11 protein-coding genes and 1 pseudogene are annotated in these 14568 nt (G+C 26.6%); 1 reads left to right on the plus strand and 11 read right to left on the minus strand.

Features of this window, described 5'->3' with window-relative positions; translation table 11 throughout:
• Positions 1 to 55 precede the first annotated feature (55 nt).
• A pseudogene (locus ABDZ71_RS08295) lies at positions 56 to 238 on the plus strand (glutaredoxin family protein); the annotation flags it as partial.
• A 103-nt stretch (positions 239 to 341) separates the two neighbouring features.
• Here ABDZ71_RS08295 and glpQ read toward each other — a convergent pair.
• The 11 genes from glpQ to ABDZ71_RS08350 all read right to left on the minus strand — a co-directional run bounded on the left by glpQ (position 342) and on the right by ABDZ71_RS08350 (position 14552).
• Positions 342 to 1451, minus strand: coding sequence for a glycerophosphodiester phosphodiesterase (gene glpQ / locus ABDZ71_RS08300; protein WP_343760665.1), 1110 nt, complete (start codon positions 1449 to 1451; stop codon positions 342 to 344).
• Positions 1452 to 1988: 537 nt separating this feature from the next.
• Entirely contained in the window at positions 1989 to 3392 is a 1404-nt protein-coding gene (locus tag ABDZ71_RS08305; RefSeq protein WP_343760667.1) for an ABC transporter ATP-binding protein, read from the minus strand.
• Between the two features lie 69 nt (positions 3393 to 3461).
• On the minus strand, positions 3462 to 5159 hold the full coding sequence (locus ABDZ71_RS08310; RefSeq protein WP_343760669.1) for an ABC transporter permease: 1698 nt from the start codon (positions 5157 to 5159) through the stop codon (positions 3462 to 3464).
• Entirely contained in the window at positions 5137 to 6195 is a 1059-nt protein-coding gene (locus ABDZ71_RS08315; protein ID WP_343760671.1) for an ABC transporter substrate-binding protein, read from the minus strand. Before ABDZ71_RS08315 ends, ABDZ71_RS08310 begins: the two co-directional genes overlap by 23 nt.
• Before the next feature lie 324 nt (positions 6196 to 6519).
• The gene (locus ABDZ71_RS08320; RefSeq protein WP_343760673.1) at positions 6520 to 7623 is read right to left on the minus strand and encodes an ABC transporter ATP-binding protein; all 1104 of its coding nucleotides are present in this window, start codon (positions 7621 to 7623) and stop codon (positions 6520 to 6522) included.
• Positions 7624 to 7627: 4 nt separating this feature from the next.
• Positions 7628 to 8809 carry an ABC transporter permease gene (locus tag ABDZ71_RS08325; RefSeq protein WP_343760675.1) on the minus strand — a complete coding sequence of 394 codons (1182 nt, stop codon included), beginning with the start codon at positions 8807 to 8809 and terminating at the stop codon, positions 7628 to 7630.
• Positions 8806 to 10107 (minus strand): efflux RND transporter periplasmic adaptor subunit, encoded by a 1302-nt coding sequence (locus tag ABDZ71_RS08330; protein ID WP_343760677.1) that lies wholly within the window; start codon positions 10105 to 10107, stop codon positions 8806 to 8808. The genes ABDZ71_RS08325 and ABDZ71_RS08330 overlap by 4 nt, the downstream gene beginning before the upstream one ends.
• A 4-nt stretch (positions 10108 to 10111) precedes the next feature.
• Positions 10112 to 10951, minus strand: coding sequence for a carbohydrate ABC transporter permease (locus tag ABDZ71_RS08335; protein WP_343760678.1), 840 nt, complete (start codon positions 10949 to 10951; stop codon positions 10112 to 10114).
• Positions 10952 to 10969: 18 nt separating this feature from the next.
• Entirely contained in the window at positions 10970 to 11815 is an 846-nt protein-coding gene (locus ABDZ71_RS08340; RefSeq protein WP_343760679.1) for a carbohydrate ABC transporter permease, read from the minus strand.
• 4 nt (positions 11816 to 11819) lie between these two features.
• A complete protein-coding gene (locus tag ABDZ71_RS08345) occupies positions 11820 to 14171 on the minus strand; it encodes an ABC transporter substrate-binding protein (protein WP_343760680.1) in 2352 nt (783 codons plus the stop codon).
• A 222-nt stretch (positions 14172 to 14393) separates the two neighbouring features.
• The gene (locus ABDZ71_RS08350) at positions 14394 to 14552 is read right to left on the minus strand and encodes a hypothetical protein (protein WP_343760682.1); all 159 of its coding nucleotides are present in this window, start codon (positions 14550 to 14552) and stop codon (positions 14394 to 14396) included.
• Positions 14553 to 14568 lie beyond the last annotated feature (16 nt).

Below are 14568 nucleotides of genomic sequence, written 5' to 3' on the forward strand. Positions count from 1 at the left end.
GATACAAATGAAAAAAGTTACTGTATATACAACAAAAACATGACCTCATTGCCCACCTGCTAAAGAGTATTTAGCAAATAAAGGAATACATTTTGTTGAAAAGGATATAAGAGATGATCAAGATGCAAAAAAAGAACTATTAAAATTAGGTTCTAGAAGTGTACCTACTATAGTAATTGATGATAAAGTAATCGTTGGGTTTGACGAAGATAAAATAAATGAAGCTTTAGAATTATAAGTTTATAATTAAAGAACCGCCAAACCAAGTATATTCATACTTAATTTAGCGGTTCTTTATTAAATAAGACACTTATTTGTGTGAGGTACCTAATTAAATAATATTATTTTCCTTCATTTCTAACTTTAACTCCTATGTCAGTAAAGTCAGTAAATATTCCATCTACTTTAACTTCGTATAAAAATTTTCTTATAACTTCATCTGCACTCTTAGCATACTTTGGAAGTTCATCTTTACGAACTGTATATGGATGTACTAGAAGATTATTTTCATGAGCATCTTTTACTAAATTAGGATTTACAACTGTTTCGCTTTGTTTTTGTTTTCCATTTTGGTCTAAAACTTGATCTGTCCAAGGTCCTATTCCATCTGCATATTCTGCAATTTCTTTTAAACCTTCTTTAGACAACATATGTTTTGTATCATCACCTTTACAATCTTCCCATGATGATTCTCCAAGTAACTGTATCAATTTACATTTTGGTTTAAATTCATTTTTAAATTTTCTTAAATATGTTGGATCAAAGCATTGAATAAAGCATTTAGCATCTTTTTTATCATATCCATATTTTCTTAATGTATCTAATGTCATTTTTCCTATATTCTTACCATTTTTAGTATAGAATTTAGGAATTTTCATTTCTACATATATTCCAACATTACGTCCTGTACTTTTATTAAGTCCTTGTATAAGTTCAATTTCTTCTTTAAGAGTTGGTACTTCAAAATGAGATTTTCCTTTTGGAAATCTATTTTTAAATACTGCTTCTCCTGTTTTTAAATCTGAACGTTCATGTACACTTAATTTTTTTATTTCATCTAATGTGAAATCTACTATATAATATCTTCCATCTTTACGCTTTCTATTTGGATATACCTTTGCTACATTTGTAGTAGTATCAAGGTGGATATCATGCATTACTACTGGTACATTGTCCTTAGTTATATTTACATCTGCTTCTATGTAATCTGCTCCAAGTCCATATGCCATTGAATAAGATTCTAATGTATGTTCAACAATATAACCTGATGCACCTCTATGTGCAATTATCAATTTCTTGTTATCTCCTTTATTTTCAGCTGTTTCTTTTGAAGAAGCTACCTTTACTGATTTACTACTGCTTGTATCACTTTTTTTACTGCATCCTACAAGTCCTGCTGTTAATACCATCATACATATAAATGATGACATTATTTTGTACCTTTTTTTCATTGTCAATCCTCCTTAGATGTTTAAACTTTGCTAAGCTTATATGATAGTATGCGTATATTAGTTTATTAACTTAAATTTTTCATAACTGCTTAACATAGCCTAATATAAAATCTTTAGATTTTATAGATATTCATCTTAACCTTTTCTATCTCAATTTTAAATTCATCCTAAAATATATCTTCTTAATTTTAAATTTCATAATTCTTTAATAAAACTATAGCTTGTACATTTATAATTTTATTTAATATATTAAAAGGATTCTTGGTTTCAGATGAAGCCTTTTTACTCCACCTGAAATCTTAAAACCCTTTTGAGTGAGGTCTCTTTGCTTTAGAATTTCAATATAAGGAGAAATGCTAAAGCAGCTAATAATTGGATAAATCAGGATTTTGAGAATATCTATTTACTAAATAGATTGCTGTAAAATACAACATACACTATTTTAACATATTTTAGAAAAAATTAAAATAAATACCTTATATTTTTTTATATTTTAGGTAAAAACACTAGCTTATTACTTAATAAGCTAGTGCTCTATTAAAAATCTTGCCCTAAAATAATAGAATAGTATTTAATATTAAAATGCAGTTTCTCTCCTACTTTAAATTCCTCTCTTAAGGATGATTGTACTTCTAATATTAATTTTTCATTTACCTTAAACAAATACTCTATAAAACTACCTTTATAGGTACTTTTAATTATTTTTCCATAACCTATTCCATCTTTATGATTCAATATTATATCTTCTGGTCTTACTGATACAGTAACTTTCTTATCCTCATCATTAATCTTTATCTTTCTATTATTAATTATTTCATCTCTATGATTAATTTTTCTATCTTTAGCTTTTATATAAGTCTTATTCATACAATTTAGTCTCTTTTTTTTATTATTAACATAACCCTTATTTTTACATTCTAAAAACTTACTCTTATTCTTATAATCAACTCTTTTTTCCTCATCACTAACTTCACTCTTCTTAATTTTAATATAAACCCTATCTTTAAATTCTAAAGACTTACTTTTATCTATATCATAAACTTCCCCATCTTCATTATCAACATAATCCATATTTTCAAATTCTAGAGACTTACTTTTATCTATATCATCAAATTCCTTGTCTTCATTATCTCCATAATCAATATCTTTAAATTCTGGTAACTTACTTTTATCTATGTGATTAAATTCCCTATCTTTTTCATCACTATAAACCCTATTTTTAAGTTCTAAAAATTTCTCTTTATCCTTATTTATAACTTTGCATTCTATTATATTTGTATTTCCAATAAAACTAGCTACAAACTCATTTTTAGGATTTCTATAAATCTCTTTTGAAGTCCCACATTGAACTATATTTCCATCTTTCATAACAGCTATTCTATCTGCTATTTCCATTGCTTCTCTTTGGTTATGAGTTACGTAAACCATTGTAATTCCTGTCTTTTTATTTATATATTTTATTTCTTTTTGCATCATTTCACTTAGTTTAGCATCCAAATGTGCTAAAGGTTCATCAAGAAGTAATAATTTGGGCTTCATTATAAGAGCTCTTGCAAGAGCAACTCTTTGTTGTTGTCCTCCACTTAAGGTATGAGGATATCTGTATTCCATCCCCTCTAATTTCACTATTTTTATAACATCTAAAACCTGCTTTTTTATATAATCTTTTTTACATTTTTTAATCTTTAGTGGATATGCAATATTTTCAAACACATTATAATGAGGCCATAGGGCATAATTTTGAAAAACTAATCCTACTTTTCTTTTATTTGCAGGAACAAAAATCCACCTTTTACTTGAATACACGATCTCATCATTTATAGTAATCTTCCCACTTGTTGGTTTTTCAAGTCCTGCTATTAACTCAAGGAGTGTACTTTTGCCACATCCACTAGGTCCTAAAACTGCTAAAAGCTCTCCTTCATATATATCAAAATCCATATAATTTATAGCAACTTTTTTATCAAATACTTTTCTTATCTTTTCTAATCTGCATTTAAAAATTTTAAATCAGCTCCTTTTGGCTATTCCAAATTTTTCAATAGTAAATTGTCCTATAAGTATTAATATAATAACAACCAAAGCAACTGCTGATACAACTTCAAGTCCACCAGTGTCTGAGCGTAAATTAAACAAAAGAACTCCTACAGTTTCACATCCTCTTGAATAAAGTAGTACTGATACAGGTATTTCTCTAAGTGCAAATATCATAGAAAGTATAAATCCAGTCATTATTCCTGGGGCTATACTTGGAATTATAACTTTCTTAAATGTTGTAATAAAAGATGCTCCGCTAACCTTTGATGCATTTTCTAAACTTTTATCTATTCTACTCATTAATCCATTTATATTTTTTATTACAAAAGGTATACAAACAACTATATATGTTACAATAATTATCCATTTTGTATTATAAAGCTCAAAAGGTTTATTAGCCCAGGCAAATATGGCTGCTATAGCAATAATAGTTTCTGGAGATGCCATAGTTAAAGAAGATGAAAACTCCATTAATTTTCTAAATTTAAATCTTGTCCTCATAGAAATATAAGAAATAATCATTCCAAGAATACTTGAAGCTGTTGCTGCAATAAATCCATATAAAATACTATTTTTTATTGCCCTAATAGACATTTCTTCTTCAAATAATATATATTTAAAATTATTAAAAGTTAAATTACTAAGTTTAATTTCTATTCCCCACTTTTTAAGAAAAGCTGCTCCTATAATTGCAACAATTGGAATAACTGCTGTTATAAATAAAAATATCAAAACTAAAAAAGACAAGTGAATTCTTCCTCTTCCTAATGAATAAGTATTAGGATTAGGTTGTGATACAACTTTATATGAGTATTGTCTTCTTTTTAAATATAGATTACTTAAGAAAAATAATAATCCAGAACTTATAAGTAACATAGTTGAAAGGGCTGCTGAAAATTTTAAATCCCCAAAGGATAAAAATGAATATATATAAGTGGTTAAAATATATTTTCTAACAGGAAGTCCTAAAACTGCTGCCACACCAAAACATGAAATTGCACGCGAAAAAACAAAAAGTAATATTGAAAGTATACTTGGCATAATCATTGGAAGTATTATTGTAAAAAATACTTTCTTTTTTCCCGCTCCACACAAAAATGCTGATTTTTCAAAGCTTCCATCTATATTTTTAAGGGCGTTAGATACGGTCATAAATACTAATGGATAAAGATGCAATGACATAACAATTATTACTCCTTCAAGAGAATATATCTGAAATGAATTAGTAACTCCAAAATACTTTAAAAGAATTTTAGTTAAATATCCATTGTGACCTAATATTTCTATCCATGCAACAGACATTATATATGAAGGAATAATAAAAGTTATAAATATCAAAGTCTTAATTATCTTTTTAAAAAATATATTAGTTTTATTAACTAAAAAAGCAAGAGATATCCCTAAAAATCCAGACAATATTGTTATACTAAAAGCTACATAAATTGTATTTTTAGTTGCACAAAGTACATCTTTATTTTGAAAACACTTTTTATATGCATCTAAAGTAAAATTAAACCCATGTACAGAAAATCCAAAGCTATTTCCAATAAGCATTATAAATGGATATACTGTAAATATAACGATTGCAATCATAAATATATAAACTAATATATTTTTACTTTCTAATTTATTTTTAAATCTAAAAAATTTATTTTCCAGAGAATATTTCATTATATTCTTCCTTTAGTTTATCTTGATTCTTCTTTGCATGCTCCCAATCAACAGTTACTGACTTAACTTTTGCCTTAACCCCTTTAGGTAATTCTAAATCTTTTCTTACTGTTATAAATCCATATTTAGTAGATATTTGTTGTCCCTTTTTAGAAAGTGCAAAATCAACGAATTCTTTTGCAATCTTTGTATTTTCTTCACTTCTTTTTTCATTTTTAATTATTGATATTGGTCTTTGAATACTTATCGATCCTTCTTTTGGCCATGCAATAGCTAGATTACTTTTAACATTCTTTTTCTTTGCATTTTTCATTAACCTTAAAGCTGCATCATGTGGTGCTATAGAAGCTTTAATTTCTCCTGAATCCACCTTTTCTACTACTTGAACATTTTGTTTTGTAAGCATTACATCATTAGCTTTAAGCTTTTTATAATAATCCCAGTTATTTTCATTTATTTGATATATTCCTGATGTAAGTGCAAGGGCTGTAGAGGATTGTCTTAAATCTGCAATACCTATGCTTCCTTTAAAATATGGTTTAGTTAAATCTTTAAATGTAATAGGCGCATTTTCTTTAGAAACTAATTTTTTATTATATATAACCACTCCATATCTTGCGTTAACTGGAGTATAGTAATCATTTCCTACCTTTTTATATTCTTCTTTTAAATTAGATGTTTCAGGAGATTTATATTTTAATAATTTATCTTTCTCTTGTAAATCCATATACATAAGAGGCTCTGCTGCCCAAACTACATCTGCTTTAATATCTCCTGCTTCCATTTCACTTAATATCTTTTGACGTATAGGACCACAACCATTATGATATATTTTTAAAACGTCTCCTTTATCTTTTTCAAAATCTTTTTCAAGCTGATCTACCATCTTTTGAGGACCTGACATATATAAAGTAATTTGTTTTTTACCTACTTCTTTATCTTTTGAATTTGTAGCTACATCTTTACTTTTACAACCTGAAAATAATATTGTTACTAAAAAAATAGAACTAATTATTGATACTAATTTTTTGTTCATACAATCCCTCCATATATTTCTCATGTAAAAATCAATAAAGCAAATCCCCCATAATAAAATAATCTTTAATTTTTGATATTTTTATACGATACTGATTTTCATTTTCAATTATATTTATATTTTGAACATATGTCAATAATGTCTAAGTTAACTCCTATCAAATATTCTTAATAAAATATTAATATCTAATTTTTCCTACTAATATCTCATAAATTCATTTTTAGTATATTTTATATAAATACTGTTGAATCTATAATTAAATAAAAGGCTTATGAAAAATCCAACTTTTTCATAAGCCTTTTGTCTAGAATCTTAATCTATCTTTTACACAATCCTATTTCCTGTTTCTTTATCAAATATATGAAGTTTTTTAACCTCTATATAAAAATGAGCTATTTGTCCTATTTTACATTTTGTAGTTTCTAAAACTCTTACATTTATGCTTTTTTTACCACATACAGTATAAATATAACTTTCTGCTCCTAAATGTTCTATAACCTCAACTTTACTCTTTATCATACAATCTTTATCTTTTAGCTTCCTGTCTTCATTTATATGTTCTGGTCTAATTCCTATTGTAACTTCTTTTCCTATATAACTATTATCCTTTAATATTTTAGCTTTTTCTTTAGGTAACTTAATTTTATTTTCATCGAAAGCTACATATAATTCATCATCTATACTTTCAATAGTAGCATCAAGTAAATTCATCTGAGGGCTTCCTATAAAGCTTGCAACAAATATATTCGCTGGAGAATCATATATTTTTTCTGGTGTATCAACTTGCTTAATTATACCATTGTCCATAACAACAATTCTAGTACCCATAGTCATGGCTTCAACCTGATCATGAGTTACATATATAAAAGTAGTTTCAAGTTTTCTAAACAGTTTAATTATTTCAGTTCTCATTTGAACTCTAAGTTTTGCATCAAGATTAGATAAAGGCTCATCCATAAGAAATACTTTTGGATTTCTTACAATAGCTCTACCAATTGCAACTCTTTGTTTTTGACCACCTGATAAAGCTTTAGGCTTTCTTTTTAATAAATGCTGTATATCTAAAATTTTAGCTACTTCTTTAACTTTCCTATCAGTTTCTTTTTTGTCAGTTTTCCTAAGCTTTAAACCAAAAGCCATATTTTCATATACAGACATATGAGGATATAATGCATAATTTTGAAATACCATAGCAATATCTCTTTCTTTAGAAGGAACATCATTTACTAAATCCTCATCTATATATATTTCTCCTTTAGATATTTCTTCAAGTCCAGCAATCATTCTTAATGTTGTAGATTTTCCACAACCTGATGGCCCTACAAAAACTATAAATTCTTTATCCTCTATTTTTAAGTTAAAATCATTAACTGCTACTATATCACTGTCATATGTTTTATAAACATTTTTCAATTCTACATTAGACATTTTTTCACTCCTTGATGCTTTCTAATAAATCTTTTTTCATTAAATAAAATTCCACAAAAATATATGCTGGGTATATAAACCAAACCATAGGTAAATTCACATTAAAATTATACATTGAGTTAGAAATTGAAATTACTATAGTAAATATAACTATTAACATTATAATCATATGACTAATTACACCCTTAAAACTTTTAAATTTAATAAATTTTCTACTTATTAAAAACAAAAATACACATATTAAAGAATACTTTATTGAAGAAATTAAATTTTTAATATTATATATATCCAAACCATATTTTTTCATATAAAGTACATATTCATATTTCTGAGTAGACTCTTTCCATAATTTATCCCAAAACTCAAAATCAGACCACTTATTTGGAATCATATCTAAAGGAATTTTAATTCTAAAATTCGTGATTTTCATAAACAACAATAAGGTACAAATACTTAGTATTAGATATATACCTAGTTGTACTGGTTTTCTCCTTACTATATAGGCCCTCTTTAATATCTTAAATATAATAATAACAGCTATTATCAATGGAAATAGTAATGATATATATTTTGCAAAGTTATAATATAAAGCTCCATCAACAATTACAGCCTTTATACCATTTTGAGATTTAAAATTTTCTAGTTTAGTTGATGTAAATTTCTCTGAATTTAAAGTCATTCCATTTAAGCTTACATCTTTATCATTCTTTATATTTACAATCAAGTTTGAATCTTCATCATTATGAATTCCTCTTACAACAAACTGTTCTCCTTTGTATTCTAGCTTACTTCCTATTATATTAGTAACTCCACCAAACAGCTTGTATGCTGTATCTTCATCTATTAAACAACCCTTAAAATCATCTTTTAATAAATTAGCTGATTTTAATATTAGTGACAAATTACCTTTTACAGACAATACCTTCACTTTATCAACTTTTCTATTTAAATCAGAATTATTTATTTCTTGAAAATCATCTTCTCTCCAACCTACAATATCTAAATCTTTGTTACCCTTTTTAAATTCACTAATTTTACTTGTATGTGTAGCTTCATCTAAAAGATAAAAATTTGCAGTTTTATGTTTAGGTTTAATCCTGTTAGCATAGCCTATAGACATTACCCAACACATAATTAATAAAGCCATAAAAAATACTTTAATTATATACTTTATTTTATTTATCATGATTCCTCCACTCGAACTTTATCTCCATCTTCAACGTTTTTATTACTATCTATTATGATTTTAAAATCTTTAGAATTTATTCCTTCTATAGAAGCAAATGAACCATCTTTTTTTATTATCTGAACTTCATTCTTCTTAGCTATTAATTCTTTTCCTAATACAGTTTTCTCTTCATCTGCAACTAATACATAATACTTTCCATCTTCTTGACGTAAGGCATTTATAGGAACACAGTTATCATAACTTCCTGAATTACTCGAAAGAATCAGCTTACCTGTATCATTTATTCTTCCAGCCTTAACTGGTAAATTAACTGTAACATCAAGCATTTTTTTGCTTCCTGTTCCTTCTGATCCTTCCATCCCCTGTGCTGATCCCTTACTTTCCGCTACAGATTCAATAGTTAATTCTTTAATAGTTTTATCTTCAAGTGAAATATTTACCTTTTGACCTTGTTTAGCTGATTTACTTTTACTACTTTCAATCTGAGCTACAAATTTATAACCTGTTTTTTGATCTGCAACAGCTAATATAGCATCTTTTGTAACAGCACCATTTTCAACAAATATACTTGTAACTACTCCATCTACAGTTGATTTTACTTTTCCCTCTGAATCCAAATAAGGTTTTAATTTTGAAAGCTTTTTATTATATTCATCTAATTTAGAATCATCTTTAGCATCTTGCACTGCTCTTTTTAATTGCAAGATATGTTCATCTACAGCTGATTCTCCTCCATTATTAGAAGATTTATCTTGATCTCTTTTATTTTCAGAACCACTCTTTTCATTCTGATTATTACTGTTTTTTTGTTTTTCTTCCTTACTATTACTACTTTTTTCTTTTACAGCTTTATTATAATCTTCCTCGGCTCTATCAATAACTCTTTGTTCTTTCTGTATATCTTTATTTAATTTAGAAACTTTCTCTTTTATATCTTCTAAATCTAATTCAGCTAAAACTTGTCCTTTTTTTATATTAGACCCTACATTAACATTAATATTATTTACTTTAAGATCTTCTGTTACTTTAATTTTTTTCTCACGATTTTTAGTTATCATACCGTCTGCTGTAACTTCATCATTAATAGCTTTTGATTTTATCTCAGTAACTGAAACAATAGGAATAGTTAAAGAATTTGCAATTCTAGAAAGCATTGTACATAACAGCATAATAAACAGAAATATTACTAAGCCTTTAATAGCTTTTTGTTGTAATGAAGAATTTTCTTTTTTTAGTAATTCATAATTTAATATTTTATTTAGTTTTATATTTTTAAACTTATCTTTTATATTCATAAAATCATTCCTTTACCGCTGTTGATGCAATTCCTTGCTCTAAATAACTTTGTCCTGCAAAGAACACAATAATAGCTGAAATTAATGTGATTGCAGAAGTTCCAAAAGCTACTCCTGCATTTTCTATCTTAACATTAGGTAAATAAAGTGAAAGTGGCCATAAATTTTTACTTTTTAAGAAAATCAATGGCTGTTCTATTAAGTTCCAATATTCTAAAAATGACAATATAACTGAAGACATAATTCCAGGCATTCCTAAAGGTATCCCTATTTTAAAGAATATTTGTTTTTCACTTGCTCCATCTATTCTAGCTGATTCAATGATAGATTCTGGAATGTTCTTGAAAAATCTATACATTATAAAAACAGAAAAAGTCGAAAATATGGCTGGTAATATAATGCTTAGATGAGTATCTAAAATATTCAATTTATCTAATACTACATAATTTGAAATCATTGTAACTTGAAATGGCATTAACATAACTATAATATAAATAGTAAATAATATTTTTTTATAAGGAAATTTATATCTTGCAAATCCCCATGCTGCTGGAACTCCTACTAATAACTGTCCAACTATAGAAAAAAATACTATCTTTACAGAGTTCCAAAACACAACAAAGAATTCAGGTGTATCTAATAGTATTTCTATATATGACCTAAGTGTAGGATATTTAGGAGATACAATCCATGATGCAAATCCCTTTCCATTACTAAACACTGCACCTATATTCTTTGTTAATTCTTTAGTATCCATAAACGAACCTGATATTAAAAATAAAATTGGAGAACATATAAATAATGCCATTATAAGTAAAGTTAAGAATATAATCTTTTTTTTCATTTCTATCTTCACCTCATTCTATTCCTTACTTTCCCATGCTTTTTGCAAGAAAATAATTAAAATAAAAATTACTACAGACATAACAACAGATGCTGCTGCTATTTTAGAAAATAAGGCTTGTCTAAACCAATTATTAAATAAATGCTGTAATAAATACATACTTTTATCAGGATAATTACCTGCAACTAAATATGCTTCTCTAAATACTTTAAACGAGTTTAAAAGTGATAGCACTGATATAGTGTATAGTGTAGGCTTTAAAGCTGGCATTGTTATATTTACAAAACATTGCCATGAATTTGCTCCATCAACTTTTGCAGCTTCGTAGATTTCCTTTGAAATTGAATTCAATCCTGCTAACCATAAAATCATAGTATATCCAATATTCTTCCATATATAGCTAAACACTAAAATCCAAAATGCAAATCCTGTCTTCATCCAATCTTGTGAACCTATTCCCAAGTTAACTAATAAACCACTTAATATTCCTTGTTTATGGAATGTAACTTTCCAGATTAACACAACTGATGCTATTGGAACAGCCATTGGTATTAAGAATGCTGTCTTTAAAACTTGAGAAGATTTCACAAATTTATTTAACATTAAAGCTATTACTAATGAAATTATAAGCAACAAAGGAATGCATATTACTGTAAATTTTAAGGTGTTTTTAGCTGCTAACTTAAAAGCAGTATTACTAAAAACTTCTTTATAATTCTGTAGTCCAACAAAATCTCTTGAAACTGTACTTTGAAAAGATCTAATAAATACATCAACAGACGGTAGCAATATAAGAATTGCTACCCCTATTAAGCTTGGGATAATGAAATATAATCCCATAAGTTTATCATTTTTAATTTTCATAATATTACTCCGTTAAATATAACTCAAGGTTATCTATTACATTCTTTATTGCTTTATCTACATCTATTTTATCTGTTACATAAGATTCAAATTCCTTAATAACACCATTCAAGAACATAATATCTGCTTTTGGAAGTATTTTAACTTTACCTATCTCATCTTTTAATTTTTTAATATCATCTTCATTCTGCCAATAAATTTTATATTTACTTCCATCTTTTTTAGGTGCCTCTCCTGTAACAGTTCTATTATTAGTCTTATCTAAATAAGGTGTATAATTAGGATAAGCTGGGATTTTTCTTATATTATTGTCAAAACTTTTTTTATTTACTGGGAATGACATTCTTATATTATTTTGAACATTTTCAGATAATAAATATTTAACAAAATCTTTAGCAATTTCTTTATCCCCACTTTTAGCATTTATTCCAATTTGGTCTATAGGTATTATCATATTTTTATTATTTCTTGATAATATTTTATAATCTAACTTTTTATTATTCATTTTACTTGTTACAATTTCACTAAAAGATTCACCCTGTGAAATAGTGCCAATTTCTAATTGTGACGGTTCCTTTTCGGTATATAAGGAGTTAGGATAGATTGACTGAGATAGCTCTTCATCAATCTTAACTTCATTTAAAATCTTATTTAATGGTTCTGATTTTTTATTAATTTTTTCACTATTAGTTCGTTCACTAGGTATGTTATTTTCAGCCACATATTTTCCATATTTTTCATTATTTATCTTATAAATATCTTTAGCTTTAGTCATAAAATCTTTTAGTTTCTCTTTATTTATACTTTTATCTTCATTTAACCAGTCATAACCATATGCATAATACATCTTAGAAATAAGTTCTAATGGTGTTAACTCTCTATCTATTATTCTCTTATCAGATTTTGAACCTAAATCTTTAATTGTATTTGTAAATGATTTTAAATCAGTCATTTTATTAATATCATTTTTTTCACCAATCATTATAGGAACTTCTATAGAAAGTGGGTAAGAATAAATTTTACCATGGACTTCACTTGCATCTTTTAGTCCTTTAAAAACTTTGCCTTCTGAGGTGTATTTAGAAATCACATCACTCATATCTTCTAAAATACCTTGTTTAATATAAGAATCAATTGGAAGACCATCTAAGAAAATTACATCTGGTCCTTTTCCTGCTAATATTTCAGTATTTAATTTTTTAATAACATCATCTAGTGTAGCTCCGGTGTTTTCATCAGTAATTCCATACTCAATTTCCACATTTGCATCTGGATTAGAGCTGGCATACTCTGCAACAGCTTTTTTAATATTAAAGCTTGAATTTAATAAATATACTTTTATTTTGTTATCCGGAGTTGCTTTTGTATTTTTAGAATAAGTATAATTAAATAATCCTCCACTTTCTCCCATAAAAGCAACAATAAATTCTTCATCTTTATTTTGTGAAAATCCTACTACATTTTTACTATCTGACCCAAATCTAGATAAATTACCTTCTACTAATTTACTACTTTTCAAACTACTAGTATCATAACAATATAACCCTGTTGAATTTGAGTAGTATAGCTTATTCTTGCTATTTCCTACTAATGTTGTTTTACTATTACCTTTAAACTCTTTTAAATTGTCCGTTAATTTACTCAAATCTTCTTTTTTACCTGTCTTAATATTGTACTTTATAGGATTGTCATGGCTCCAAATTATAATGGAATTATCTACTAAAGCATAATCTTCTACTAAATCATCACTAGTAAATTTTCTTTTTTCTTTCTTTGTGTCCCCATCAAGTTGGATTACTTCATTTTCTACAGATAAAAACAAGTCTCCACTCTCAGAATTCTGAAATTTTTTCACTGGAACTTTTTTATCTGATTTAGTTGTATATTTATCAATAAAGTCTAAATTGGTATCTTTCTTCTTTCCTTGTGAATCTACCATTATATACTCATATTTTACATCTTTAGCAATACCACCAGATTCATCATTTGAAATAGAATATGAAATTATTGCATCCCCATTTTTAAATATATCTCCATCTACGAAAAATACATCTTTACCTTTTAAAGATATGTTTATTTTATTTTCAGTCCATGTCTTTCCCTTATCCTCTGATAATAAAATATATTTATTACGCTTAGAATCTGAAGCTATTATCTCTATTTTCCCATCTTCTAATACCCTCATACGATTAATACTCCTATTGTTTGGTATTTTCATCTTATCTTCAAGATATCTGCCTATTTTGTTTTTATCTTTTTTGTCTTTCTTATCTTTTGAGCTAGTACAAGCAGTTATAGAAAATAACATAACCAAACAAATAATCAAAGCAATTATTTGCTTTATTCTTACTTTCATAATTTATTTCTCCTTTTTAATATTAGTTAAATACTTAGCTCAATTGTATAAAAATTATATACACTCTTTGTGTCATGCTTGTATCATAGTTGTAAAATAATATTTTAAAAGTTCATTAAAAATCCATACTATTGCTCTTTTAAATATAATTCTAGGTCGTCTACTATATTTTTTACTGCTTTATCTACATCTATCTTATCTTCCATATAAGGTTTGAATTCCTTAACAACAGCATTCAGTAATGTAATATCTGCTACTGGAAGTATTTAATTTTTTAATTACATCACTTCTTGTTGGGCCATCTCCCCCAACATTTCCACTTTCATATTCTATATTAATGGCTGTATTAGCACTTACATATCCTGCAATAGCATTTTTCATACCCAAATTTGAATTT

The sequence above is a fragment of the Clostridium oceanicum genome, from assembly GCF_039521385.1.
Lineage (GTDB): Bacteria > Bacillota > Clostridia > Clostridiales > Clostridiaceae > Clostridium_F > Clostridium_F oceanicum.

What these genes read in the sequence shown, in the direction of transcription:
- ABDZ71_RS08330 (WP_343760677.1), bottom strand. Translation starts at nt 10,107, where the DNA reads ATGAATATAAAAGATAAGTTTAAAAATATAAAACTAAATAAAATATTA.
- ABDZ71_RS08345 (WP_343760680.1), bottom strand. Translation starts at nt 14,171, where the DNA reads ATGAAAGTAAGAATAAAGCAAATAATTGCTTTGATTATTTGTTTGGTT.
- glpQ (WP_343760665.1), bottom strand. Translation starts at nt 1,451, where the DNA reads ATGAAAAAAAGGTACAAAATAATGTCATCATTTATATGTATGATGGTA.
- ABDZ71_RS08340 (WP_343760679.1), bottom strand. Translation starts at nt 11,815, where the DNA reads ATGAAAATTAAAAATGATAAACTTATGGGATTATATTTCATTATCCCA.
- ABDZ71_RS08335 (WP_343760678.1), bottom strand. Translation starts at nt 10,951, where the DNA reads ATGAAAAAAAAGATTATATTCTTAACTTTACTTATAATGGCATTATTT.
- ABDZ71_RS08305 (WP_343760667.1), bottom strand. Translation starts at nt 3,392, where the DNA reads ATGGATTTTGATATATATGAAGGAGAGCTTTTAGCAGTTTTAGGACCT.
- ABDZ71_RS08320 (WP_343760673.1), bottom strand. Translation starts at nt 7,623, where the DNA reads ATGTCTAATGTAGAATTGAAAAATGTTTATAAAACATATGACAGTGAT.
- ABDZ71_RS08315 (WP_343760671.1), bottom strand. Translation starts at nt 6,195, where the DNA reads ATGAACAAAAAATTAGTATCAATAATTAGTTCTATTTTTTTAGTAACA.
- ABDZ71_RS08325 (WP_343760675.1), bottom strand. Translation starts at nt 8,809, where the DNA reads ATGATAAATAAAATAAAGTATATAATTAAAGTATTTTTTATGGCTTTA.
- ABDZ71_RS08350 (WP_343760682.1), bottom strand. Translation starts at nt 14,552, where the DNA reads ATGAAAAATGCTATTGCAGGATATGTAAGTGCTAATACAGCCATTAAT.
- ABDZ71_RS08310 (WP_343760669.1), bottom strand. Translation starts at nt 5,159, where the DNA reads ATGAAATATTCTCTGGAAAATAAATTTTTTAGATTTAAAAATAAATTA.